This is a genomic window from Flavobacterium caseinilyticum (assembly GCF_004349085.1).
Classification (GTDB): Bacteria; Bacteroidota; Bacteroidia; order Flavobacteriales; family Flavobacteriaceae; genus Flavobacterium; species Flavobacterium caseinilyticum.
Window position 1 is genome coordinate 106204 of sequence record NZ_SMFM01000001.1, and the last position, 24429, is coordinate 130632.

Below are 24429 nucleotides of genomic sequence, written 5' to 3' on the forward strand. Positions count from 1 at the left end.
TAATTTAGGATAAAATCCTACGAAATTAACCCATTACAAGCTGATTTGTAATGGGTTTTTTTATTAAAAATTTATGATGTATTGGCACAAATAGGCGTTGTGCCGTAAAATTAAAAAATACTATCTTTACACATTAAACGTTTTAAGAACTTAAGTTGTGCTCGTCGCAACACTACATATAAGATTATGGCATGTACAAGTTGTTCAACTTCTGATGGTGGCGCACCTAAGGGTTGTAAAAATAATGGGACTTGCGGCACCGATAGCTGCAACAAATTAACGGTTTTCGATTGGCTTTCTAATATGAGTTTACCCAATGGTGACGCCCCTTTTGACTGTGTTGAAGTACGTTTCAAAAACGGAAGAAAAGAATTTTACCGCAATACCGAAAAACTAACTTTAAGCATGGGCGACATTGTTGCTACCGTTGCTTCTCCGGGTCATGATATAGGAATTGTTACTTTGACAGGAGAATTAGTTAAAATTCAAATGAAGAAAAAAGGAGCCAATTACTTGGGTAATGAAATTCCAAAAATATATAGAAAAGCATCCCAAAAAGATATTGATATTTGGTCCACCGCAAGAGATCGTGAAGAGCCGATGAAGGTTCGCGCACGTGAACTGGCGATTGCTCAAAAACTGGAAATGAAAATTTCAGATATTGAATTTCAAGGTGACGGATCAAAAGCTACGTTTTATTACACTGCAAATGACCGTATTGACTTTAGAGCTTTAATTAAGGATTTCGCTAAAGAATTCAGCACTCGTATCGAGATGAAGCAAGTAGGTTTCCGTCAGGAAGCAGCTCGTTTAGGCGGAATAGGTTCTTGTGGAAGAGAATTGTGTTGTTCTACTTGGTTGACGGATTTTAGAAGTGTAAATACTTCTGCGGCACGTTACCAACAACTGTCTTTGAATCCACAAAAACTGGCAGGACAATGCGGAAAATTAAAATGCTGCTTGAACTATGAGTTGGATACCTACATGGATGCGTTGAAAGATTTTCCGGATTTCGAAACAAAATTGGTAACCGAAAAAGGAGATGCCATTTGCCAGAAACAAGATATTTTCAAAGGTTTGATGTGGTTTGCTTACACTAATAATTTCGCCAACTGGCATGTTCTAAAAATTGATCAGGTCAAAGAAATTGTTGCTGAAAACAAATTAAAAAACAAAGTTTCTTCACTGGAAGATTATGCGATCGAGCTAATTGTTGAGCCAGAGAAAAACTTTAATAATGCAATGGGGCAGGAAAGTCTAACTCGTTTTGACCAACCCAAAGCAAAGAAAAAACCGAATAAAAAACGCAAACCGGCTGGTGAAAATGCAATTGTGGCAAATAATAACAAGCCCACTAACAACAATAAACCTGCAAACAATAACCGTCAAGGTCCCGCAGAAAAAAAACCTGCAGAGCCAAGAAAACCAATAATTATTACTAAAAATGTGGATAAAAAATAGCGCTTTACTTCTTTTGGTTGTGATTCTCTTTTCTTCATGTGATAAAAAAAGAGTTTTTGATGAATATAAATCGGTGGGTCGTGCTTGGCATAAAGACAGCATTGTAACATTCAATTTGCCGCAATTAGACTCTACAAAACGATATGACTTATTTGTAAATTTGAGGGCTAACAACGCTTATAAATACAATAATCTTTTTTTAATTGTAGCTATGGAATTGCCCAACGGCTTCACAAAAGTAGACACGCTTGAATATGAAATGACAAGTCCTGACGGAACGATGCTTGGCAACGGGTTTTCAGATTTGAAAGAAAGCAAACTCTATTATAAAGAAAATGTCAAATTTAGAGGAAAATATAAAGTTTATATTAAACAGGCTGTTAGAGAAAATGGTAAAGTTCCAGGTGTAACAGTTTTAGACGGGATTACAGAAGTAGGTTTTAGAATAGAAAAAAAAGAATAAAATAGTATTATGGCTATCAAAAAAAATAACAATTCGACTAGAAATACTGAAAAAGGAATTGAACACTATCAAAGAAAATTTTGGAAAATATTCTTTATTGCGCTAGGCAGTGTTGGTTTGTTTTTCATATTTGCATCATGGGGAATCTTCGGTTCGATGCCATCTTTTGAAGACTTAGAAAATCCTGATTCTAATTTAGCTACCGAAATCATCTCTGCTGACGGAGTTGTTTTAGGAAAATATTTTGAGAAAAACAGGTCTCAGCTAAAATACGCTGATTTACCAAAAAATTTAATCGATGCATTAATCGCTACGGAAGACGCTCGTTTTTACGAACATTCCGGTATCGACGGAAGAGGAACTTTGAGAGCGATTTCCAGTTTTGGAACTAGCGGTGGAGCGAGTACATTGACACAGCAATTAGCAAAACAATTGTTCCACGGAGAAGGATCTAAATTCTTGCCTTTTAGAATTGTACAAAAAATAAAAGAATGGATTATCGCTATTCGATTAGAGAGACAATACACTAAAAATGAAATCATTGCCATGTATTGCAACGTATATGATTTTGGAAACAATTCTGTTGGAGTTAGTTCCGCGGCAAAAACCTATTTCTCGAAAGAACCAAAGGATTTGACCATCAGTGAATCGGCGATACTTGTGGGAATGTTTAAAAACTCCGGCTTGTACAATCCTATCAGAAACCCTGAAGGAGTAACAAATCGTAGAAATGTAGTGCTTTCTCAAATGGAAAAAGGAAAAATCATTACAGAAGCTCAAAAAGAAAAATTACAAAGTTTGCCTATCAAATTAAATTTCAAATTAGAGACCCATAAAGAAGGAACGGCAACTTATTTTAGAGAATATTTACGGGATTACATGAAAAAATGGGCGGAAGAAAATAAAAAACCAGATGGTTCTGATTATGACATTTACAAGGACGGTCTAAAAATCTACACTACCATTGATTCCAGAATGCAAATACATGCCGAAGAAGCAGTTGCCGCGCACATGGCAAATCTTCAGGAAGAGTTTTTCATTCAAGCTAAAGGCAATAAAAATGCCCCTTTTGTAAATTTATCAAATGCAGAAACCCAAAAAATATTAAACCAGGCGATGAAATCATCCAATCGCTGGGCTGTCATGAAATCGTTGAATAAAAGTGATGAAGAAATTATAAAATCCTTTAACGAAAAAACAAAAATGACTGTCTTTTCCTGGAAAGGAGAAAAAGATACGATCATGACACCATTGGATTCCATTCGTTATTACAAACACTTTTTGCAATCCGGATTGATGGCGATGGAACCGCAAACCGGTAATATAAAAGCCTGGGTTGGTGGTATTAATTACAAATATTTTCAGTACGATCACGTAGGGCAAGGCGCCAGACAAGTAGGATCAACATTCAAACCTTTTGTTTACGCAACCGCCATAGAACAGCTCAATATGTCTCCTTGTGACTCGATCATTGATGGACCATTTATGATTCGCAAAGGGCGCCATAATGTTACCGAAGACTGGGAACCTAAAAACTCAGACAACCGATACCGCGGAATGGTTACCTTGAAAAGAGGTTTGGCCAATTCGATAAATACCGTGTCAGCAAAATTAATGGACAAAGTAGGACCGGAAGCAGTTGTCGATTTAGCACATAAATTAGGAGTAAAATCCGAAATTCCATTGCAGCCTTCCATTGCTTTGGGAGCAGTTGAAATTACCGTTGAAGATATGGTTGCTGCTTATAGTACCTTTGCAAACCAAGGAGTTTACATGAAACCACAATTTATATCAAAAATTGAAGACAAAAGCGGCGTGATAATTTACGAGCCAATTCCGGAGTCTCATGATGTATTAAATAAAGATATCGCATATGCGGTTATCAAATTACTCGAAGGTGTAACAGAAGGTGGATCCGGAGATCGTTTACGAAACACCTATGGAGGAAGCGGTGACAATCGTTGGACAGGTTATCCTTATCAGTTTAAAAATCCTATCGCAGGAAAAACTGGTACCACACAAAACCAGTCCGATGGATGGTTCATGGGAATGGTTCCTAATCTTGTAACCGGTGTTTGGGTCGGTTGCGAGGATCGTTCAGCACGTTTCAAAAGCCTTACTTACGGACAAGGTGCCACAGCAGCACTACCAGTTTGGGGTTATTTCATGAAGCTGTGTTATGCTGATCCGGCCCTAAAAGTTTCTAAGGAAAGCTTTGAAAGACCCTCAAATCTTTCTATAAAAGTAGACTGTTACGTACCTAGAAAAGTAGTAGACACAACTGCCGTAGAACAAGATACCGAAGAATTTGAATTATAAAAGTCATTGCGAGGAACGAAGCAATCGCATATTGAGAGATTTCTTCGTTCCTCACAATAACATGATTTCTCCCTAAACTTCGGGACTAACTGGGTTAAGGTATTCGTCCTTAAAGCACAATTCATCATCAGATTAATATTCGACAAACAGCAAATCACTTATATGATTAACAAAAAAGTAAATAACGTTCAGGACGCCCTTCAAGGAATTGAAAATGGGATGACTATCATGCTTGGCGGTTTCGGATTATGTGGTATTCCAGAAAATTCCATAGCCGAATTAGTAAAAAAAGCAACTAAGGATTTAACCTGTATTTCAAACAATGCGGGTGTCGATGATTTTGGTCTTGGACTGCTTTTACAAAAGCGTCAAGTCAAGAAAATGATTTCTTCTTACGTAGGGGAAAATGCCGAATTTGAACGCCAAATGCTTTCTGGAGAACTTGAAGTAGATCTTATTCCTCAGGGAACTTTAGCAGAACGTTGTCGTGCGGCACAAGCAGGAATTCCTGCTTTTTTCACACCAGCCGGTTACGGAACTGAAGTAGCTGAAGGTAAAGAAGTGCGCGAATTCAACGGAAAAATGCATGTTATGGAACACGCATTCAATGCTGATTTTGCCATCGTAAAAGCATGGAAAGGTGACGAAGCCGGAAACCTTGTTTTCAAAGGAACCGCAAGAAATTTTAATCCTTGTATGGCTGGAGCTGCAAAAATTACCATCGCCGAAGTAGAAGAATTGCTGCCTGCAGGAAGTTTAGATCCAAATGAAATTCATATTCCTGGAATACTTGTCAATAGAATTTTTCAAGGCGAGAAATATGAAAAAAGAATTGAACAAAGAACGGTTCGTGCAAAAAATTAAACAATTTAGCAATTTTTCAATATAACAATTAATAAAAAATGGATAAAGAGAATATTGTTGTTACTAAATCCATTGATCTCGCATTAGGTATTATAGCTTTTTGTGAAATATTAGAAAATAAACGCAAATTTATTATTGCCAATCAACTATTAAAGTCAGGAACAAGTATAGGCGCTAATATTCATGAAGCACAAAATGCCGAAAGCAGAGCGGATTTTATTCATAAAATTAAAATTGCAGCCAAAGAACTAGAGGAAACAAAATACTGGCTTTTGCTTTGTGAAAATGCATCCTCATATCCTTTTGACCAAAGCTTAAAAATTCAAATTAATGAATTAGGATTAATAGTTTACAAAATCCTAAGCACTAGTAAAAACAATAAGTAACAATTGTCAAAATTGATATATTGTTAAATTCATAAATTGATACATTAAGAAATGGCTTTAGATAAAAATCAAATTGCAAAACGAATTGCAAAAGAATTAAAACACAATTATTACGTGAATCTCGGAATCGGAATTCCTACACTTGTGGCTAATTATATTCCGGAAGGAATTGACGTTGAATTTCAAAGTGAAAACGGAATTCTTGGTATGGGTCCTTTTCCTTTTGAAGGCGATGAAGACGCGGATTTAATCAACGCAGGGAAACAAACCATAACTACTTTGCCCGGAGCAAGTTTCTTTGATTCTGCTTTCAGTTTTGGAATGATCCGTGGACAACATGTTGATTTAACAATTCTTGGAGCGATGGAAGTGGCCGAAAATGGTGATATTGCTAACTGGAAAATCCCAGGAAAAATGGTCAAAGGAATGGGAGGCGCAATGGATTTAGTGGCTTCGGCCGAGAATATTATTGTTGCCATGATGCACGTTAACAAAGCCGGAGAATCAAAAATTCTTAAAAAATGTACCTTACCGTTAACGGGTGTAGGTTGCGTCAAAAAAGTAGTTACTGAATTAGCGGTTTTAGAAGTGACACCCCACGGTTTCAAATTATTGGAACGCGCACCGGGTGTTACCGTAGAGCACATCATCGCTTCTACAGAAGCTGATTTAATTATTGAAGGTGACATTCCAGAAATGGTAATGGATTAATAATTTCGATCAAATTATATAAAACCACAATCTTAAATAGTATTAAGATTGTGGTTTTCGTTTTATAAAAAGTAAAGATTACCCCTTAGGTATTGCATCAATAAGCTTCTTTGTATATTCTTTTTTAGGATGCGCATACAATTCATCAGCGTCGCCAATCTCTTCTATTTTGCCATGATTCATTACTAAAACCTGATCAGACATGTACTTTACAACCGCCAAATCATGTGAAATAAAAATATAAGTAAATCCAAAATTTTCTTTCAGTTCATTAAGTAAATTCAGTACCTGAGCCTGAACTGAAATATCTAAAGCAGAAACTGATTCGTCACAAACGATCAATTTAGGCTGTAAAGCTATGGTTCTCGCAATCCCAATGCGCTGGCGCTGACCGCCGGAAAATTCATGCGGATAGCGATAAAAATATTCTTCGCCTAAACCTACTCGTTCTAAAATGTCCATCGTTTTTGCCTTTCTTGCGGCATCATTTTGATACATTCCATGAACTTTCATAGGCTCCATAATGGCTTTTCCCACAGGAATCCTGGGATTTAAAGAAGAATACGGATCCTGAAAAATAATTTGAATTTCTTTACGCAGTTTTTTTAATTCTGCCGTGGACAACTTGTTAATATCTTGTCCGCGATATAAAATTTGTCCCGCCGTAGCTTTATCCAATTGTAAAATGGCATTTCCAAGAGTTGATTTCCCACAACCGGATTCACCAACTAATCCTAACGTTTCTCCTTCGTACAATTTAAAACTTACATCATTAACTGCTTTGAAACCCGTTTCTTTTCCGAATAATCCTGCTGAAGAGAAATACTCTTTCTCCACATTAATTACTTCTAAAATAGGTTTCTGCTGGTATAATTTATCATGAAATTCAGCCCTGTTTGCTGATGTGACTACAGCGGCACTCACGGTTTTATTCAGGAAATCCTGAATGGTAGGTAATCGTTTTAAACGCACGTCCAGCGAAGGCCGCGACGCAATCAACGCTTTGGTGTAATTATGGTCAGGCTGATGAAAAACTGTTTCGACCAAACCCTGTTCCACAATTTCGCCTTTGTACATTACCAAAACCCGATGTGCAATCTCAGAAACCAAAGACAAGTCATGAGAAATAAAAATAATGCTCATGCCTGTTTCCTGCTGGATATCTTTTAATAACTGAATAATTTCTTTTTGCACCGTAACATCTAGCGCCGTTGTTGGCTCGTCAGCAATCAGCAATTGAGGTTTGCAGGCAATCGCCATCGCAATCATCACTCGTTGTTTTTGCCCCCCGGAAATCTCGTGCGGATATTTCTCGAACATTAGCTCGGGATTAGGTAGTTTTACTTTTTCAAAAAGAGAAAGAGTCTCTGCTTTTGTTGCCGTTTTAGAAAGTTTTGTATGCTGTAACAGAATTTCCTGCACTTGGAATCCACATTTGAGCGATGGATTCAGTGAACTCATAGGCTCTTGAAAAATCATAGCGATATCATCCCCACGAAGATTTTGCAACTCCTGCTGTGTTGAATGCGCAACATTTTTTCCGTCAAAAATTATCTCTCCCTGAGTTATCTTAGAAATATGCGCCGGCAACAATCCCATAATCGCCAAAGAAGAAACCGATTTCCCAGAACCGCTTTCTCCAACGATTCCAAGAATTTCATTTGGATACAAATCATAACTGATATTTTTGATTACCGCGTTGTAATTTCCTTCTTTTTTAAAAGAAATTTCAAGATTCTGTATGGAAAGTAGAGGCTTATTCATAGCTATAAAAGTAATCGTTTTTTAGGAAAAACCGTTTTAGAATTTAAAAACACTAGAGCGTTGGTAGTCTTTACACGTGAATAATCTCCTCGTCTACCAACAATTCTTCACGGCGCAAGCGAAGGAAAATTTGAGCTACTGCAATCGTATCTTTCTCACAATAAGTCACAATGCGGTCAATGTCTTTATCTACATAAAAAACATGTCCTACCTGACTACCGTCAATATCGCCCTTTGGAGAAGGGATTCCAAGGACTTTGCACATTAATTTCAATGAGGTATAATGCTTGTAGTCACCAAATTTCCATAATTCCAACGTATCTAAATGTGGAATTTCCCATGGTTTTTTTCCAAATAAATTCAGCTTGTCAGGAATGGCAATTTGATTGATAATCATTCGTCGGGCAAGGAATGGAATATCGAATTCCTTAGCATTATGCCCACACAAAACATGTTGTGGTTGATTGAAATGATTGTTCAACAAATTATTAAAATCCAACAATATTTTCTTTTCTTCCCCAAAGAAAGAAGTCACCCTAAAATTCCGAATATCGCCTTTGACAGTAAAATAACCCACGGAAATACAGACAATTTTACCAAACTCGGCCCAAATTCCCGCACGATCGTAGAAATCCTCGGGTGTGTATTCGTCTTTGCGCTGGTATTGCGTTTTGTGTTCCCAAAGATCTTTCATTTCGGCATCTAATGCATTGAAATCTTCGGCTTCCGGAACGGTTTCTATATCTAGAAACAGAATGTTATTGAGGTTTATTTTTTCTATCATCAGCTAGATTGGTTAGATTTTTTGACTTCTTAGATTTTTAGATTAAATACAAAAACCTAAATTACTAAACTTGATCGATTTTTTTTAATCTGAGACAATCTAAATTTCTAACAATCAAAGAAATCTAAGAAGTCTGTTTTTAAAATAGACTTTGTTGCGTAGTTGGATTCTCATGTTCTAACAACCATTTTTTACGCCACAAACCTCCTGCATATCCAGTCAATGAACCATCTGTTCCGATGACCCTATGACAGGGGACGACAATCCAAAGCGGGTTTTTCCCATTGGCAGAAGCAACGGCTCGAATGGCTTTGACATCGCCTAATTTCTTGGACAATTCAAGATAAGATATCGTTTTTCCAAAAGGAATTTCGAGAAGACCTTTCCATACTTTTTGTTGGAAATCTGTTCCCAATGGATTTAATTTAAAAGTAAAATCGGTTCTTTTTCCTTCGAAATAGTCGTTGAATTGGGAAACGGCTTCTTGTAATACAATTGGAATTGTAGCTGAAATTTCTCCTTCATCCAAAACGGAAATTACGGAAATGCCGCTTTCATCGCCCAGTATTTTTGCAATTCCTAAAGGTGTTTTGATGTAGGCTGTTTCCATATATGTAATTAATCTGTTGGTTCTAATTCGAAAATATCATTTACTGACTTGTCGAATAGTTTTGATATTTTCAATGCTAAAACCGTTGACGGAGCATATTTTCCAGCTTCAATCGCATTGATGGTTTGTCTGCTTACCCCAATTTTGTCTGCCAATTCGGCTTGAGTAATATTGGCAATGGCACGTTGGATTTTTACACTATTCTTCATGCTTGCAAATTTGACTATTTTTATATAACATCCAATGAAATCGAACGATGAAAAAGAACAAAAGGGTAAACATATTGTATATCATTACATTAAAAAAAGCTAATCCATATATAAAAAGAATGCAAAATAACAACACCACATAATTGATGTAGGTTGCCCAAACTAGGCTTTCTATACGAATTTTAGAAATCATTTCGTCTTCTGTTTTCTCTTTTGAAAAAGCAAACATAAGTCCACTTAGAATTAATATGATTCCCAATAATTCTGGGAAAATATCATCTTCAAACCATCTGAAATAAAGAGGTTCCCTAAAAGGTTGATCACTAATAAATGCAAATATTTTGACCATAAGTTGCAAATTTAAACTATCGTTAAAATTCGAAATGATAATCATGCAGATACTGGCAAGAATAAATACAATAAGACTAGGCTTTTTGAAAGCATTCGGAAATAAATAATTCGTTTTCATATATGTGAAATTTGAAATTCAAGTCAAATGTAAATTTTATTTTCCAATAAGACAAGTTTATTTTACATTTTGTCAAATAAAGCATATAAAAAATTGCACAAAAAAACCATCTCGGTCGAGATGGTTTTTGTTTTTATGAGCTTTTCACTTTGACAAGCTAAAAATGACAATTATTTCAGCGTTGAAAATACATAAGCTTCCAAAGCCTTCAATTCGTCATCAGACATCGCTTTGGTGACCGCAAAATTTGTTTTCATCACTTCATATTGGCTAGGATCAACAATAGGCTCGCCTTCACCTTTGAGAAACACGACCATATCTGCATTTTTATCTTTGTAAATCTTAGCAATATCCTGCAGGCTTGGTCCAATAACTTTCTTTTCTACTTGATGGCAAGCAACACAATTCCCTTTTCCTTTGAAAATTTCCTCCCCTAATTCCTCTGGAGTTTGGGCAACTTCTTCGGTAGTGGTTGGGTATAAAGGTTCTTTTTTGACTTCTTCTTTTTTACAAGAAGCAAAGGCTAAAACGGCAAATAAAAATAACGTCTTTCTCATATTAATTTCTTTAATTTTAAGTGTCTAAATTGCAGGATTACCATCCCACATACTTTGGTGGCTGAATTTGATTCAGATTCAAATATACTAAGATTTGTGCTCTGTGATGGGTAACGTGATCTTGCATAAGGTTAAGTATCTGTAATTTTGATTTTGGACCCGCAAAAAAAGCTACTTTTTGGGATAATTCAGCATCATTGGTTTTTTGTACAAATGCCTTTGCTTTATCAAAAGAGACTTTTATTTCTTGAATGATTTGCGCTTTAGAAAGTTCTTTTACGGCTTCTTTTTTCACATATTTTACTTCTGAAAAATGCGTTGTACTCAACCAATTCATATTCTCTTGTATGTGAAATAACTGTTCTCTAAACGACATTTCACGATCAGCAGGCTTGTAATCATATTTATCTTCCGGCATAGCTTCTGCAACGGCTACTAAATAATCTTTGGAATTATCCCATTTCTCGATGAAAGTGGAAACTACCTTAACTTGTGCAAAAATGCTATTAGAAAGCAATAAAACGGCTATTATTAAACATTTTTTCATTTCTATTTATTTAAAAGTATCGCGGCTTCTTTGGCAAAATAAGTTGAAATTAAGCTTGCTCCTGCTCTTTTGATGCACATTAATTGTTCCATCATAATTTTATCGTGATCTAACCAACCTCTTTCGGCGGCAGCTTTAATCATTGCATATTCTCCCGAAACATGATAAACGGTCACCGGAACATTTACCGCGTTTTTAACTTCACGAACGATGTCTAAATAGGCAATTCCTGGTTTTACCATAACCATATCAGCGCCTTCTTCCACGTCCCACAACGCTTCTTTGATGGCTTCGATACGATTGGCATAATCCATTTGGTATGTTTTTTTGTCTTTTGGAATTTCAGTAGCGTCAACAGGCGCACTGTCTAACGCATCACGAAATGGCCCGTAAAATGCAGAAGCATACTTTGCAGAATAACTCATGATACCCACGTTATGAAAACCGGCAGCATCAAGACCTTCACGCAAACGCAATACGCGTCCGTCCATCATGTCCGAAGGCGCTACGAAATCGGCACCCGCTCGCGCATGAGAAATGGCCATTTTCACCAAAGCGTCGTTCGTTGCATCATTAGCAACATCACCGTTTGTAATGATTCCGTCATGGCCATAAATAGAATATGGGTCTAAAGCCACATCGGGCATTACGATCATCTCCGGACAAGCGGCTTTGATGGCACGAATGGCGTTCTGCATTAATCCGTTTGGATTCCAGGCTTCATTTCCTGCGTTGTCTTTTAAATTCTCACTGACTTTTACATAAATATTCACGGCACGAATTCCCAATGCAAATATTTCTTTGACTTCTTCTACGGTTAAATCTATCGAACGACGAAATATGCCTGGCATGGAAGGAATTTCTACTTTGTAATTTTCACCTTCAGCAATAAACATCGGAAACATAAAATCCGATGGACTCAAACTGGTTTCACGAACTAAAGAACGAATGGATTCATTAACGCGTAATCTTCTGCCTCTGTGTAATGGGAACATATATTTTCGTTTAAAGTTTCAGGTTTAAAAGTTTAAAGTTAAACCCATTTAAAATTTAAAATTCAGAATTTAAAATAAACCTAAAGCCAATTTCTTGGATTCTCTAATACGTTTACTAATTTTTCTTCTTCGCTTCCGGCTTCTGCATGATGGTCATATACCCATTGCACATGCGGCGGTAAACTCATTAGGATACTTTCGATTCTTCCGTTGGTTTTTAGTCCAAATAAAGTGCCTTTGTCGTGAACTAAATTAAACTCCACATAGCGACCACGACGGATTTCCTGCCATGTTCTTTGTTCTGGGGTATACGGTAAATCTTTTCTTTTTTCAACAATTGGAACGTATGCATCAAGGAAACTATTCCCAACTTCGGTTACAAAGCTGTACCAATCTTGCATGCTCATGTCAACGCTTGCTTTGCAATAATCGAAAAACAATCCGCCAATTCCACGAGCTTCATTTCGGTGAGCGTTCCAAAAATAGGCATCGCATTGTTTCTTGTATTTTGGATAAAACTCCGGATTGTGTTTATCGCAAGCGGTTTTACAGGTTCGGTGAAAATGAATTGCATCTTCTTCAAACAGATAATATGGCGTTAAATCTTGCCCACCGCCAAACCATTGCTGGATTACATTTCCGTTGTCATCGTACATTTCGAAATAACGCCAGTTCGCATGAACAGTTGGCACCATTGGGTTTTTCGGATGCAATACCAAACTCAATCCGCAGGCAAAAAAATCAGCTTCACCCACGTTGAACATTTTCTGCATGGCTTCCGGCAATTTCCCGTGGACTGCCGATATGTTGACACCGCCTTTTTCGAAAACTTGTCCGTTCTCAATTACGCGGGTTCTTCCGCCTCCACCTTCCGGACGTTCCCAAAGGTCTTCACGGAATTTGGCCTGACCTTCAACTGCTTCCAATCCTTTACAGATTTGGTCTTGAAGGTTTTGTATGTATTGATAGAATTGTTCTTTCATTATGAATTTGCTTTGCAGCAACTAACTTATTAAATATTTCAAACGAAAACGTCTTGCTTTCCTGCAAGGTTTCCAAAACCTTGTAGGTATAACTAGTGATGATATTTCTAATCTAACTTAGCTGTAAGGTTAAAAAAACCTTACAAGATTGCAAAAATATTACTCAAATGTGTGTTTTTCAGTTAAAAAATCATTTTTTTGATTGTGACAAAAAACGAAATTTTCTATACCTCCAAACAGCTTCAACACTTCTTCTTTCTCTATTTTTGTTTCTTTATTTGAAATAAAAGCTTGATAGGAAGAATACTTATAATCATGAAATTTTAAATCTAAATGATGCTTCGGATTCAAATGCACATATAGTATCAATTGTTTCAAGTAATCATCCCCTTTCAATCTTATTCTTTTGAAATGTTTTTCAAAAAGACTTCCTGTTCTCTCTGTTTGCTTATTAAAAGCTTTAGCATAAGAGTTAAAAAAATTAGAAAATGCCTGCTTCACTATTTTCTCATCTTCATTTAATCGGATAATCAAATGAAAATGATTATCCATTAAACAATATCCAAATATGGAGATTTTACCCAATAAATATTTTGAAAGTTGTTTTAAAAAGAAAATTTTGTTTTCATCATTTTCGAAAATAGGAGCCCCATTAATTCCTTTATTGTAAATATGATAATAGCAATCTTTTTCTAAAACTTCTAATTTCATATTATACATTTTAAGTTGATCCTGCAAGGTTTTTTTAACCTTGTAGGTATAAACCATGTCAGCAAAATTTTAAAAAATACTAACAAGGTTCAAAAGAAACCTTGCAGGAAATATAGTAAAATAAATATTTAGGTATAAACCATGTCAACAAAATTTTAAAAAACACCTACAAGGTTCAAAAGAAACCTTGCAGGAGATATCGTAAATAAATACTACTGATTATACTCCTTCACTGCATCAATAAACGCTTTTGCGTGATCCACAGGAATATTTGGTAAAATTCCGTGACCTAAATTCACGATATATTTGTCTTTTCCAAATTCGTCAATCATTTCATGAACCATTTTCTTGATAACCGGAATTGGAGATAACAATCTTGACGGATCAAAATTTCCTTGTAACGTGATATTTCCACCAGACAAGTATCTTGCATTTCTTGGAGAACAAGTCCAATCCACTCCAAGTGCAGAAGCTCTACTTTTCCCCATTTCTCCCAACGCAAACCAACAACCTTTTCCGAAAACAATTACCGGTGCATCATCAGCCAATGCTTCAATAATTTGGTTGATGTATTTCCAAGAGAATTCCTGATAATCAACGGGTGAAAGCATTCCGCCCCAAGAGTCAAAAATTTGAACGGCATTTACTCCGGCTTTTACTTTTTCTTTTAGGTATAAAATAGTGGTATCAGTAATTTTTTGCAATAAAACATGCGCTGCTTCTGGATGTTGGAAACAAAATCCCTTGGCCATATCAAAACTTTTAGAACCTTTTCCTTCCACTGCATAACACATAATTGTCCAAGGAGAACCTGCAAAACCAATTAACGGCACCTCATCATTCAACATTTCCTTAGTCAATTTGATAGCTTCAAAAACATACCCCAAAGTTTCGTGAACGTCTGGAACAATTACCTTTTCCACATCTTGAATCGTACGAATTGGATTTGGTAAATACGGACCAAAATTAGGTTTCATCTCTACCTCAATTCCCATTGCTTGTGGAATTACCAAGATATCCGAAAACAAAATTGCAGCATCTGGAGCAATTCTTCTTATCGGCTGAACTGTAATTTCTGCAGCTAATTCCGGAGTTTGACAACGGGTGAAAAAATCATATTTATCACGCAAAGCGATGAATTCCGGTAAATATCTTCCAGCTTGACGCATCATCCAAACTGGCGGACGTTGTACTGTTTCTCCTTTTAGCGCTCTTAAAAATAGGTCGTTCTTAATCATGGATTTAAATTTTAGCAGATTGCTAGATGCTTTCCGTTTTATAATATTCAATAACTTCCTCAATCACCTCTTCGATAGTTGGTGTTTCAGCAATTACTATGTTTTTAATTTTCTTTGTTTCTAATGCTGATGCTGTAGTGGTGCCTATGCAAAAACAAACTTCATTCTTGATTTTATTGTTTGTCAAATAACTTTCAACGGCAGATGGGCTAAAAAATAGAATTCCGTCAAAATTTTCCTGGTCTGATATTTTAAAAGGCGCAAGTGTTGTTTGATACACTTCGATTTCATTAAAAGTTATTCCTGCACTTTTTAATGCTTCTGGCAATGTTTCTTTACGCAAATTTCCGCTCAAAAAAGTATAGCTTTCCTTATTGTAAATTAAAGTGATTATTTCAGCTAATTCAGAGGCGTAATCTAAATAAACATCAACAGTAAATCCATGCGATTCCAGTAAATCCTTGGTTTTAACACCTACACAAAAAACAGGTTTAATCTTTAAAACTTCCCAACCGTTTTGTTCTATCAAACTTAAAACAGCATTTTGGCTGCTAAAAATCAAGTTGCTATTGATTGTCTTCAGATCAAAAAGGTTGTTTTTTATTTCGATGAAATCTTGTTCTAAAAGATCAAAATTAGCATCAATAAATACTTGCCTTTGTTCTGCCGACAATGTTTTTGTGGATAAAATGCTTGTTTGGCTCATTATTTTTTAAAATTAATTTTAATTTCTGTCATCAATTCTGCTCCGCCATTTTCTAAAATTTCTTTGGCACAATAAAACCCTAATTTCTTCCATTCTTGCATCGGAACGGTTTTCTCAATTTCGATTTTTTGCTTTCCATCGATAGAAAACAAAACGCCTTTAAACAAAATATCATCTTCTACAAAAACTGCTAAAGCGCCAATTGGTGCTGTACAACCGCCTTCGAGTGTTTTTAAAAACTGTCTTTCAATATGTGTACATACTTCGGTATCAATATCGTTGAGTTCGTTTAGCGCTTGTCTGCAAAATTCATCTTTTGCCATTGCAACAACAACCATAGCACCTTGAGCCGGCGCTGGAATCATCCAATCCAAATCGATATAATTAGAAGGTTTCAAGTTGATTCTCTCCAATCCTGCTGCCGCAAAAACAGCTCCGTTCCAATCGCTATCCTGCAATTTCTGCATTCTCGTATTGACGTTTCCACGCAAATCCACTACTTTGTGATTGGGATATTTGTTCAACCATTGTGCTTGGCGACGTAAACTTCCTGTGGCAATTGTACCGTCGCCATTAAGAAAATCAAGGTTTCCTTTGTGTACCAAAATGTCCAACGTATTCGCTCTTTCCAGAACAGCTGCCTGAACAATTCCTATTGGCAAAGCTGTAGGAACATCTTTCATGGAATGCACCGCGATATCAACATCACCATTTATCATGGCGATATCAAGTGTTTTAGTAAAAATTCCTGTGATTCCTAATTCGTAAAGTGGTTTGTCAAGGATGATATCTCCTTGTGATTTTACCGCTAAAATTTCGGTTTTATAGCCTAAATCATTTAGCTTTTTTTCGACGGTATGGGCTTGCCAAAGCGCGAGTTCGCTATCGCGAGTTCCTATGCGTATAATTTTATTCATTATTTTGTAGTAGCTCCTATTTTGAAAACTTTCTCAATCCATTCAATACTTTCATCCACCATGGTATCGTCATGTTTTAAATGATTAGCGAAATGAGTCGTAATTTTTTGGATAATTCTGTTGCTAATTATTTCGGCTTGCTCTTCATTGAAGTTTGAAATTTTTCTGCTTTGAAAATCCAATTCGGATGTTTTTATCGCATTCAATTTGGCTTTTAACGCATTGATTGTCGGTGCAAATTTTCTGCCTTTAGTCCAAGTAATAAATTCCTCTTTTATTTCTTCAATGATGGCTTCAGCAGCAGGAATGTGTTTTTTTCTGTTTTCTAAAGTCTCGTCTGTTAGTTGAGACAAATAATCCATATGAATTAAGGTAACGCCCTCCAATTCTTCCACATTTTTGTCTACATTTTTCGGAATTGATAAATCCAAGATCAACAATGGCTTCTTCAAATTCAGAATCGCTTTGTCAATAGTTGGATTTTGTGCGCCGGTTGCTACCACAACAACATCTGCTTTTTGTAGTTCTAAATGCAGTTCAGAATAATCTTTTACAATTAAGTTTAATTTTCCGGCTAATTTTTCTGCTTTCTCTTTGGTTCTATTAATTAAAGTAATATGTTCGTTTTTAGTATGTTTTACTAAATTTTCACACGTATTTCTACCAATTTTCCCAGTACCAAACAAGAGAATGTTTTTGTTTCCAATGTCTTCTACATTTTTAAAAATATAGTGAACCGCAGCAAAAGAAACCGAAGTGGCGCCAGAGCTAATCTCTGTATCTGTTTTTATTTTTTTGCTGGCTTGAATCACAGCATTCACCAATCGTTCCATAAAAGTATTGGCTAAACCTAACGATTTTGACTGTGAGAAGGAATTTCTTATTTGTGCTATAATTTCAAAATCACCCAATATTTGACTATCTAAACCAGTTCCTACACGAAACATGTGGCCAATGGCTTCTTGGTTTTTATAGACAAAACCAACTTTTTGAAATGATTCAACGGATCCTTGACTATTCTCGCAAATTAATTTGATTAGTTGAAATGGGTGTTCCGCGAAACCGTAAATTTCGGTACGGTTACAGGTAGAAGTGACTATTAAACTCTCTATTCCTTCATTCTTGGCTTGTTCCAGCAAACGCAATTTTGCAGCAGCATCTAAACTAAATTTCCCTCTAATCTCAGCATCTGCTTTTTTGTAGCTTAATCCAACGGAGTAAAAATACTGATGCTTTGATGTGTTATTGTTTTCCATATTTGCACTTTTCCAAAAAGTGAAACAAAATTAGAACTATAGTATTTATAAAAGTAACGCTAGAAGTTCTTTTTGTATCGCTTAATGATTTTTTAGTTTTAAATCGTTATTTTATTATAAAAACCCTTATTTTTGTAGAAGAAACGCGCTCTTTTAAGCGCCTTATTCATAACGTTTCTAAATAAATAGACTTGATAATTATCATTTTCATATTAAAAAAATATCGCTATGGGTTCTCAAGAAATCATAAAAATTGAAGATGACTTTACGCTCATTCGCTTTCAGAATGACAGCCCCGAAACCTTTCAAGCCCAACGCGAAGTAAGCAGCGGATTGATTCAGTTTCATTTTGGATTAAAAGGAAATGCGAAATTTATCTTTAATCAAGGTAATTATGCTTTAGAAATGAAAGAGGAAAAATCACTGCTTTTATATAATCCACAAAAAGAATTACCTTTAAATTTAGAGTTAGCTCCAAATTCTTGGGTGATATCAGTGATTATTTCCATCAAAAAATTTCATGCTTTGTTTTCGACTGAAGCGGATTACATTACCTTTTTAAGTACCGATAATAAAGACAAAAAATATTATGACGAGGGAAATATAAGTCCTTCGATGGCAATTGTATTGTCTCAATTGTTTCATTATAATTTGCATCCGTCGATAAAAAACCTGTATTATAAAGGAAAAGGTTACGAATTACTGAGCCTGTATTTCAACAGAACCGAAGATCCAAATGCAGAACAATGTCCGTTTTTGATAGACGAAGACAATGTAATGAAAATTAGAAAAGCCAAAGAAATCATCATTGCCAATATGGCTGAACCGCCCGGATTACAAGAATTAGCCGATGAAATAGGCTTGAATTTAAAGAAACTAAAAATGGGTTTCAAACAAATTTACGGCGACACGGTTTATGGTTTCTTATTTGACTATAAAATGGATTTTGCACGAAAATTACTCGACAGCGGTTCCTATAACGTGAACGAAGTAGGATTGAAAATTGGCTACAGCACCGGAAGTCATTTCATAGCGGCATTCAAAAAGAAATTTGCCACTACGCCCAAAAAATATTTGATGTCAATCAACCCAAATATGCCGTAAACAATTGATTTCTTATATTAAACAATAAATAAAAAATAGTTAATCGCAATTTATAAAAAAGTAAGTTTAATTACTTTTGTACCAACAAAAAAAGACAACATGAAAGGTGTATTATTAGTTAATTTAGGTTCTCCGGAAAGTCCAACTGCTAAAGATGTAAAACCATATTTAGATGAATTTTTAATGGACAAATACGTAATTGACGTTCCGTTTTTGTTGCGAGCCTTATTAGTTCGTGGAATAATTTTGCAAACAAGACCTAAAAAATCGGCTGCCGCTTACGCAAAAATATGGTGGGACGAAGGTTCTCCATTGGTTGTTATTTCCAAAAGAATGCACAAAAAAGTTCAAAAATTAGTTGACGTTCCCGTTTCCTTAGCCATGCGTTACGGAAATCCGTCGTTATTGTCTGGTTTACAAGAACTGCATGATAAAGGCGTGACCGAAGTGCTGCTTTTTCCTTTGTATCCGCAACATGCGATGGCGTCTACGACTACTATACTAGAATTAGCTGAAGAACACCGTAAAAAATATTTCCCAGAAATGAAATTTACGATTGTTCCTGCTTTTTATAACAAACCTGATTATTTACAAAACCTGGCTGATTCTATCAAAGGACATTTAGAAGGTTTTGATTACGATCATTTATTATTCTCGTATCACGGAATTCCGGAGCGTCACATTCGCAAAACGGATATTACTAAATCACATTGTAAAATTGATGGTTCTTGCTGCAACACGCCTTCACCGGCACATGAATTTTGTTACCGCCACCAATGTTACGAAACGACCAAACAAGTGGTGAAATTATTGGGAATTCCAGAAGGAAAATACAGCCAGACTTTTCAATCTCGATTAGCGGGTGACAAGTGGTTGACGCCTTACACGGATGTTGAAGTGAACAAAATGCCTGAAAAAGGAATTAAAAATCTTGCTGTTGTTACACCTGCTTTTGTATCTGATTGTTTAGAGACGCTGGAAGAAATTGCCATGGAGGCTAAAGAAGAATTCTTACATCACGGAGGAGAAAACTTTAAAGCAATTCCATGTTTGAATGACAGTGATGATTGGTGTAAAACCGTGAGCAACTGGATTTCAAATTGGTCAAATACCTCCTCATCCATCAAAAAAGAAGTTACTTCTGAAAAAACAACCGCCTAAATGGCTGTTACCGCCGATGAGTTAGGAACTCAAGACATCAAAAAACTCTTGATAAAACAAGCAGTTCCCTCATCTATTGGGATTTTATTCATGTCGGTTAATATTTTAATTGATACCATTTTTGTTGGTCAATGGATAGGATCATTGGCCATTGCGGCAGTAACTGTAGTTTTGCCCATCACCTTTTTGATTTCTTCTTTGGGAATGGCGATTGGTGTGGGCGGAGGTTCCGTACTTTCCAGAGCATTAGGAGCCAATCAAAAGGAAAAAGCATTGCATATTTTTGGGAATCAAATCATGATGACTTTTTTATTAGCTTCTGTTTTTGTCGTATTTGGTCTTTTTTTCAGTGATGAAATGCTGATGCTTTTTGGTGCGAAAGGAGCCATAATGGAACCCGCAAAGGAATTTTTCATTCCTATTATTATTAGCGTTCCGTTTTTGGCACTCTGCATGATGGGAAACAATGTTATCCGCGCAGAAGGAAAGGCAAAATTTGCGATGGTTGCCATGATTATTCCCGCATTTGTCAATATTGCATTAGACATTCTCTTTATCAAATACTTAGAATTAGGAATGTTTGGCGCAGCTTTGGCTTCAGCCATATCCTATTTTATGTGTTTCTTGTTTGTGCTTTGGTTTTTTGTTTTAAAAAGTGAACTCCAACTAAAAATGAAGCATTTTAAATTTAAAATGCCACTTGTAAAAGAAATCTCTGAATTGAGCTTTGTAACTTTTTCAAGACAAGGAGTCGTAAGCATTTTGGCAATAATCCTGAATCACACCTTATATACTTATGGCGGCGAACATTCCGTAGCGATTTATGGAATTATAAGCCGAATGTTGATGTTTGCCTTATTTCCAATTCTGGGAATTACACAAGGTTTTCTTCCAATTGCAGGCTTTAATTATGGAGCAGAAAATTATGAAAGAGTCAAAGAAAGCGTTCTGCTTTCGATAAAGTATGCCGCCTTTTTAGCCTCACTGATTTTTGTGGTTATTCTAATATTTGCCAAACCGATAGTCGCTGTTTTTACCACAGATCCACTTATCATTGCCCAAACTCCTGAAGCGCTGCGCTGGGTTTTTGCGGCCTCACCGATTATTGCTGTTCAGTTAATTGGTGCAGCTTATTTTCAAGCGGCGGGAAAAGCAAAAAAAGCACTATTATTGACTTTGAGCAAACAAGGATTCTTCCTAATTCCATTGGTGCTGATACTACCAAATTTTTTAGGTATTTTTGGAGTGTGGATTGCATTCCCAATTGCTGATGTACTCTCAACTATACTCACCGGTTATTTTCTAAAAAAAGAAATGAACACAAAACTGATTCAAATTAACGATGGAATACTATAATTACCTTAAATCTTTACACCTCATCTTTGTCATCACATGGTTTGCTGGATTGTTTTACATTGTTAGGTTGTTCGTTTACCAAATTGAGGCATCTCAAAAAACTTCGCCAGAGAAAGAAATTCTTCAAAAACAATACAAAATTATGACCTATCGTTTGTGGTATATTATCACTTGGCCATCGGCAGTTTTGGCTAGTATTTTTGCTTTTTGGATGTTGTTTTTTACGGATTTAGGTCAAGCGTGGTTAAAAATGCCGTGGATGCACGTAAAACTTGGCTTTGTATTTGCGTTATATTTATACCATGCAAAATGCCAACAAATATTCAATCAATTGCAGAATGATGAGGTAAAATACTCAACAACTTTCATGCGATTGTGGAATGAAGGAGCAACAATAATCCTTTTTGCAGTAGTTTTTTTAGTAATCTTAAAAAATGCAGTCAACTGGATTTACGGTGTAGTTGGAATTTTTCTTTTTTCACTTTTAATTATGCTTGGATTTAAATTTTACAAAAAAATAAGAGAAAGAAATCAATCTTAATTTATGTTCAAAAACTTCAAAATGTCGATGCTTTCGTTGCGAATCAGGATTTTCCTGTCTATGATCGTACTGATAATTATGGCCTCCGTTTTGTTAGCTTCTATTTCGATCATTCAGTTCAAAAATGAAGCAAAAGAATACCATCAAGAGCGTTTAGAACGAAAAGAAGATGCAATAAAAGAGCACATCAATTATGTGCTTTCTACCACGACTTATCCTTTGACTAATCAGAATTTAAGTTTAATTTTCAAAGATAAAATTCACGAACTAGCTCAAATTCACAGTATTGAAATTAACATCTACAGTCTAGACGGAAAACTGCTGAAATCATCGAAAGAATCATTTTCTGTAGACAAAGTAGCACCGCCGATTCCCGAATACATTCTAAAATTAGTTCGTTCCTCCATCGAAAAAAGATATGTTGACATTAAAACGATTAATGGAGTAAAGAATCGAGCGTCCTACAGTCAGATAAAAGACGATAAATTCAAAACTCTAGGAATTTTGAATCTTCCTTATGTGGAAGATGATGGTTTTTATAAAAATGAATTACACAGTTTCTTGATCCGTTTGGGTCAGGTCTATTCTTTTATGCTGATCGTAGCTTTTGCCTTGGCCTATTTTCTTTCGACTTACATTACAAAATCACTAAAAACGATCTCAGATAAGTTGAGCGAAACCAGTTTGAATCAAAAAAACAAAAAAATTGTCTTGGAAGCCAGCAGTAAAGAAATTAATCTTTTGATCAAAGCATACAACGGAATGGTGGACAAACTGGAGAAAAGCGCGGTAAAACTAGCCCAAAGCGAACGTGAAGAGGCTTGGCGCGAAATGGCAAAACAAGTGGCCCATGAGATCAAGAATCCGTTAACTCCAATGCGATTGACCGTGCAAAGTTTTCAACGAAAATTTGACCCTTCTGATCCCGATGTAAGACAAAAGATGAAGGATTACTCCGAGACATTGATTCAACAAATTGACACGATGAGCGCCGTTGCATCTGCCTTTTCAAATTTTGCATCGATGCCGGCACAGCAAAATGAAACCTTAAATGTGGTGAATGTGGTTGATCTGGCAATGGATATTTTCAATGAGGATTATATAGTGTTTGTAAGTGACTCTCCTGAAATTATTTCGAAAATTGATAGAACGCAGCTCATTCGAATCATTACAAATCTGGTAAAAAATGCGATTCAAGCCATTCCCGAAAACCAAGTAACTAAATCCGTAATTGTAAAAATTAAAAAAGACCAAAATAACGTTTTGATAACCGTTGCAGATAATGGGATTGGAATTCAACCAAAAGACATCAGTCGTATATTTGAACCAAAATTCACCACCAAAAGCAGCGGAATGGGGCTTGGTCTTGGAATTATTAAAAACATTATCGAAAATTATAAAGGAACGATTACCTTTGAAACTGAATTTGGAAAAGGAACTACTTTTATTGTTTCGCTACCAATTATTAACCCGTAAAAATTACAATTATGAATTACGAAAATATTTTAATTGCAACCGAAAATAACATTGCAACCATTACCATAAATCGTCCGACCAAACTAAATGCATTGAATGTTGCCACGATTTCTGATTTGAATAAAGCGTTCAAAACATTAGGAAAAAATAATGAAATTCGAGTTATTATTTTAACGGGAAGCGGTGAAAAAGCATTTGTGGCCGGAGCTGATATCTCTGAATTTGCTCATTTTTCGATTGAAGAAGGAACGCAATTGGCCGCAGAAGGTCAAGAAAAATTATTTGATTTCATAGAAAATTTAAAAACTCCGGTAATTGCGGCCGTCAATGGTTTTGCATTGGGTGGCGGATTAGAATTAGCGATGGCATGTCATTTCAGAGTCGCTTCAGAAAATGCAAAAATGGGATTACCTGAAGTTTCATTGGGTGTAATTCCGGGTTACGGAGGAACACAACGCTTGCCACAATTGATAGGAAAAGGTCGTGCAATGGAAATGATTATGACCGCAGGAATGGTAACGGCACAAGATGCCTATAGAACCGGACTGGTAAATCACGTGGTACCTGAAGCTGAACTTTTAGACTACTGTGTGAGTGTGGCGAATAAAATAATCAAGAATTCTCCGTATGCCGTTGGCAAAGCGATAAAAGCAGTCAATGCTAATTTCAAGGAAGGCAAAAATGGCTATGAAACCGAAATAAAAGCCTTTGGAAAATGCTTTGGAACCGAAGATTTTAAGGAAGGAACAACAGCTTTCTTGGAGAAAAGAAAAGCAGTGTTTACTGGGAAATAAAATGGTGTTTAGTTGCAGTTGGAAATCTAAAAAATCATTCTATTATC

At 35.9% G+C, this 24429-nt stretch carries 26 protein-coding genes; 12 read left to right on the top strand and 14 right to left on the bottom strand.

Features of this window, described 5'->3' with window-relative positions:
- Positions 1–186: 186 nt before the first annotated feature.
- The 6 genes from E0F89_RS00445 (at position 187) to E0F89_RS00470 (ending at position 6204) form a co-directional block, all read left to right on the top strand.
- Positions 187–1461, top strand: a complete 1275-nt coding sequence (locus E0F89_RS00445) for a PSP1 domain-containing protein (RefSeq protein ID WP_131907903.1) — start codon at positions 187–189, stop codon at positions 1459–1461.
- A complete protein-coding gene (locus E0F89_RS00450; protein ID WP_131907904.1) occupies positions 1445–1924 on the top strand; it encodes a gliding motility lipoprotein GldH in 480 nt (159 codons plus the stop codon). Before E0F89_RS00445 ends, E0F89_RS00450 begins: the two co-directional genes overlap by 17 nt.
- A gap of 9 nt (positions 1925–1933) precedes the next feature.
- Positions 1934–4243, top strand: coding sequence for a penicillin-binding protein 1A (locus E0F89_RS00455; protein ID WP_131907905.1), 2310 nt, complete (start codon positions 1934–1936; stop codon positions 4241–4243).
- Positions 4244–4405: 162 nt separating this feature from the next.
- On the top strand, positions 4406–5107 hold the full coding sequence (locus E0F89_RS00460; RefSeq protein WP_131907906.1) for a CoA transferase subunit A: 702 nt from the start codon (positions 4406–4408) through the stop codon (positions 5105–5107).
- Between the two features lie 38 nt (positions 5108–5145).
- A complete protein-coding gene (locus E0F89_RS00465; RefSeq protein ID WP_131907907.1) occupies positions 5146–5493 on the top strand; it encodes a four helix bundle protein in 348 nt (115 codons plus the stop codon).
- Positions 5494–5544: 51 nt separating this feature from the next.
- Positions 5545–6204 carry a CoA transferase subunit B gene (locus E0F89_RS00470; RefSeq protein ID WP_131907908.1) on the top strand — a complete coding sequence of 220 codons (660 nt, stop codon included), beginning with the start codon at positions 5545–5547 and terminating at the stop codon, positions 6202–6204.
- A 78-nt stretch (positions 6205–6282) separates the two neighbouring features.
- Here the strand turns inward: E0F89_RS00470 and E0F89_RS00475 are convergent, their stop codons facing one another.
- The 14 genes from E0F89_RS00475 to hemA form a co-directional block, all read right to left on the bottom strand.
- On the bottom strand, positions 6283–7968 hold the full coding sequence (locus tag E0F89_RS00475) for an ABC transporter ATP-binding protein (RefSeq protein WP_131907909.1): 1686 nt from the start codon (positions 7966–7968) through the stop codon (positions 6283–6285).
- A gap of 70 nt (positions 7969–8038) precedes the next feature.
- Positions 8039–8752, bottom strand: coding sequence for a 3'-5' exonuclease (locus E0F89_RS00480; RefSeq protein ID WP_131907910.1), 714 nt, complete (start codon positions 8750–8752; stop codon positions 8039–8041).
- Between the two features lie 139 nt (positions 8753–8891).
- Positions 8892–9362 carry a methylated-DNA--[protein]-cysteine S-methyltransferase gene (locus E0F89_RS00485; protein WP_131907911.1) on the bottom strand — a complete coding sequence of 157 codons (471 nt, stop codon included), beginning with the start codon at positions 9360–9362 and terminating at the stop codon, positions 8892–8894.
- An 8-nt stretch (positions 9363–9370) separates the two neighbouring features.
- Positions 9371–9571, bottom strand: coding sequence for a helix-turn-helix transcriptional regulator (locus E0F89_RS00490; protein WP_131907912.1), 201 nt, complete (start codon positions 9569–9571; stop codon positions 9371–9373).
- The gene (locus E0F89_RS00495; protein WP_131907913.1) at positions 9561–10040 is read right to left on the bottom strand and encodes a hypothetical protein; all 480 of its coding nucleotides are present in this window, start codon (positions 10038–10040) and stop codon (positions 9561–9563) included. Before E0F89_RS00495 ends, E0F89_RS00490 begins: the two co-directional genes overlap by 11 nt.
- A gap of 170 nt (positions 10041–10210) precedes the next feature.
- Entirely contained in the window at positions 10211–10597 is a 387-nt protein-coding gene (locus tag E0F89_RS00500) for a c-type cytochrome (protein ID WP_131907914.1), read from the bottom strand.
- A gap of 37 nt (positions 10598–10634) precedes the next feature.
- Positions 10635–11144 carry a DinB family protein gene (locus E0F89_RS00505; RefSeq protein WP_131907915.1) on the bottom strand — a complete coding sequence of 170 codons (510 nt, stop codon included), beginning with the start codon at positions 11142–11144 and terminating at the stop codon, positions 10635–10637.
- Between the two features lie 2 nt (positions 11145–11146).
- The gene (hemB, locus tag E0F89_RS00510) at positions 11147–12139 is read right to left on the bottom strand and encodes a porphobilinogen synthase (RefSeq protein ID WP_131907916.1); all 993 of its coding nucleotides are present in this window, start codon (positions 12137–12139) and stop codon (positions 11147–11149) included.
- Positions 12140–12219: 80 nt separating this feature from the next.
- Positions 12220–13122: an oxygen-dependent coproporphyrinogen oxidase gene (gene hemF / locus E0F89_RS00515; RefSeq protein WP_131907917.1), complete on the bottom strand. Its 903-nt coding sequence runs from the start codon at positions 13120–13122 to the stop codon at positions 12220–12222.
- 159 nt (positions 13123–13281) lie between these two features.
- Positions 13282–13833 carry a transposase gene (locus tag E0F89_RS00520; RefSeq protein ID WP_131907918.1) on the bottom strand — a complete coding sequence of 184 codons (552 nt, stop codon included), beginning with the start codon at positions 13831–13833 and terminating at the stop codon, positions 13282–13284.
- 212 nt (positions 13834–14045) lie between these two features.
- A complete protein-coding gene (gene hemE / locus E0F89_RS00525) occupies positions 14046–15071 on the bottom strand; it encodes a uroporphyrinogen decarboxylase (protein ID WP_121364003.1) in 1026 nt (341 codons plus the stop codon).
- 22 nt (positions 15072–15093) lie between these two features.
- A complete protein-coding gene (locus tag E0F89_RS00530; RefSeq protein ID WP_131907919.1) occupies positions 15094–15777 on the bottom strand; it encodes a uroporphyrinogen-III synthase in 684 nt (227 codons plus the stop codon).
- Positions 15777–16697, bottom strand: coding sequence for a hydroxymethylbilane synthase (gene hemC / locus E0F89_RS00535; RefSeq protein WP_131907920.1), 921 nt, complete (start codon positions 16695–16697; stop codon positions 15777–15779). The genes E0F89_RS00530 and hemC overlap by 1 nt, the downstream gene beginning before the upstream one ends.
- Positions 16694–17950 carry a glutamyl-tRNA reductase gene (hemA, locus tag E0F89_RS00540; protein ID WP_131907921.1) on the bottom strand — a complete coding sequence of 419 codons (1257 nt, stop codon included), beginning with the start codon at positions 17948–17950 and terminating at the stop codon, positions 16694–16696. Before hemA ends, hemC begins: the two co-directional genes overlap by 4 nt.
- 228 nt (positions 17951–18178) lie before the next feature.
- Between hemA and E0F89_RS00545 the strand changes: the two genes are divergently transcribed.
- The 6 genes from E0F89_RS00545 (at position 18179) to E0F89_RS00570 (ending at position 24382) form a co-directional block, all read left to right on the top strand.
- Positions 18179–19054 carry a helix-turn-helix domain-containing protein gene (locus E0F89_RS00545; protein WP_131907922.1) on the top strand — a complete coding sequence of 292 codons (876 nt, stop codon included), beginning with the start codon at positions 18179–18181 and terminating at the stop codon, positions 19052–19054.
- Between the two features lie 99 nt (positions 19055–19153).
- The gene (gene hemH, locus E0F89_RS00550) at positions 19154–20215 is read left to right on the top strand and encodes a ferrochelatase (RefSeq protein WP_131907923.1); all 1062 of its coding nucleotides are present in this window, start codon (positions 19154–19156) and stop codon (positions 20213–20215) included.
- Positions 20216–21571, top strand: a complete 1356-nt coding sequence (locus E0F89_RS00555; protein WP_131907924.1) for an MATE family efflux transporter — start codon at positions 20216–20218, stop codon at positions 21569–21571. It abuts the gene before it with no gap.
- A complete protein-coding gene (locus E0F89_RS00560; RefSeq protein WP_131907925.1) occupies positions 21558–22112 on the top strand; it encodes a CopD family protein in 555 nt (184 codons plus the stop codon). Before E0F89_RS00555 ends, E0F89_RS00560 begins: the two co-directional genes overlap by 14 nt.
- A gap of 3 nt (positions 22113–22115) precedes the next feature.
- Complete coding sequence (locus E0F89_RS00565; protein WP_449404023.1) at positions 22116–23588, top strand: sensor histidine kinase; 1473 nt, start codon at positions 22116–22118, stop codon at positions 23586–23588.
- 11 nt (positions 23589–23599) lie between these two features.
- Positions 23600–24382 carry an enoyl-CoA hydratase/isomerase family protein gene (locus tag E0F89_RS00570; RefSeq protein WP_131907926.1) on the top strand — a complete coding sequence of 261 codons (783 nt, stop codon included), beginning with the start codon at positions 23600–23602 and terminating at the stop codon, positions 24380–24382.
- Positions 24383–24429 lie beyond the last annotated feature (47 nt).

Excerpts from the sequence above, each read along its gene's own strand:
- E0F89_RS00445 (WP_131907903.1), top strand. The coding sequence starts at position 187 with ATGGCATGTACAAGTTGTTCAACTTCTGATGGTGGCGCACCTAAGGGT.
- E0F89_RS00450 (WP_131907904.1), top strand. The coding sequence starts at position 1,445 with ATGTGGATAAAAAATAGCGCTTTACTTCTTTTGGTTGTGATTCTCTTT.
- E0F89_RS00455 (WP_131907905.1), top strand. The coding sequence starts at position 1,934 with ATGGCTATCAAAAAAAATAACAATTCGACTAGAAATACTGAAAAAGGA.
- E0F89_RS00460 (WP_131907906.1), top strand. The coding sequence starts at position 4,406 with ATGATTAACAAAAAAGTAAATAACGTTCAGGACGCCCTTCAAGGAATT.
- E0F89_RS00465 (WP_131907907.1), top strand. The coding sequence starts at position 5,146 with ATGGATAAAGAGAATATTGTTGTTACTAAATCCATTGATCTCGCATTA.
- E0F89_RS00470 (WP_131907908.1), top strand. The coding sequence starts at position 5,545 with ATGGCTTTAGATAAAAATCAAATTGCAAAACGAATTGCAAAAGAATTA.
- E0F89_RS00475 (WP_131907909.1), bottom strand. The coding sequence starts at position 7,968 with ATGAATAAGCCTCTACTTTCCATACAGAATCTTGAAATTTCTTTTAAA.
- E0F89_RS00480 (WP_131907910.1), bottom strand. The coding sequence starts at position 8,752 with ATGATAGAAAAAATAAACCTCAATAACATTCTGTTTCTAGATATAGAA.
- E0F89_RS00485 (WP_131907911.1), bottom strand. The coding sequence starts at position 9,362 with ATGGAAACAGCCTACATCAAAACACCTTTAGGAATTGCAAAAATACTG.
- E0F89_RS00490 (WP_131907912.1), bottom strand. The coding sequence starts at position 9,571 with ATGAAGAATAGTGTAAAAATCCAACGTGCCATTGCCAATATTACTCAA.
- E0F89_RS00495 (WP_131907913.1), bottom strand. The coding sequence starts at position 10,040 with ATGAAAACGAATTATTTATTTCCGAATGCTTTCAAAAAGCCTAGTCTT.
- E0F89_RS00500 (WP_131907914.1), bottom strand. The coding sequence starts at position 10,597 with ATGAGAAAGACGTTATTTTTATTTGCCGTTTTAGCCTTTGCTTCTTGT.
- E0F89_RS00505 (WP_131907915.1), bottom strand. The coding sequence starts at position 11,144 with ATGAAAAAATGTTTAATAATAGCCGTTTTATTGCTTTCTAATAGCATT.
- hemB (WP_131907916.1), bottom strand. The coding sequence starts at position 12,139 with ATGTTCCCATTACACAGAGGCAGAAGATTACGCGTTAATGAATCCATT.
- hemF (WP_131907917.1), bottom strand. The coding sequence starts at position 13,122 with ATGAAAGAACAATTCTATCAATACATACAAAACCTTCAAGACCAAATC.
- E0F89_RS00520 (WP_131907918.1), bottom strand. The coding sequence starts at position 13,833 with ATGAAATTAGAAGTTTTAGAAAAAGATTGCTATTATCATATTTACAAT.
- hemE (WP_121364003.1), bottom strand. The coding sequence starts at position 15,071 with ATGATTAAGAACGACCTATTTTTAAGAGCGCTAAAAGGAGAAACAGTA.
- E0F89_RS00530 (WP_131907919.1), bottom strand. The coding sequence starts at position 15,777 with ATGAGCCAAACAAGCATTTTATCCACAAAAACATTGTCGGCAGAACAA.
- hemA (WP_131907921.1), bottom strand. The coding sequence starts at position 17,950 with ATGGAAAACAATAACACATCAAAGCATCAGTATTTTTACTCCGTTGGA.
- E0F89_RS00545 (WP_131907922.1), top strand. The coding sequence starts at position 18,179 with ATGGGTTCTCAAGAAATCATAAAAATTGAAGATGACTTTACGCTCATT.
- hemH (WP_131907923.1), top strand. The coding sequence starts at position 19,154 with ATGAAAGGTGTATTATTAGTTAATTTAGGTTCTCCGGAAAGTCCAACT.
- E0F89_RS00555 (WP_131907924.1), top strand. The coding sequence starts at position 20,216 with ATGGCTGTTACCGCCGATGAGTTAGGAACTCAAGACATCAAAAAACTC.
- E0F89_RS00560 (WP_131907925.1), top strand. The coding sequence starts at position 21,558 with ATGGAATACTATAATTACCTTAAATCTTTACACCTCATCTTTGTCATC.
- E0F89_RS00565 (WP_449404023.1), top strand. The coding sequence starts at position 22,116 with ATGTTCAAAAACTTCAAAATGTCGATGCTTTCGTTGCGAATCAGGATT.
- E0F89_RS00570 (WP_131907926.1), top strand. The coding sequence starts at position 23,600 with ATGAATTACGAAAATATTTTAATTGCAACCGAAAATAACATTGCAACC.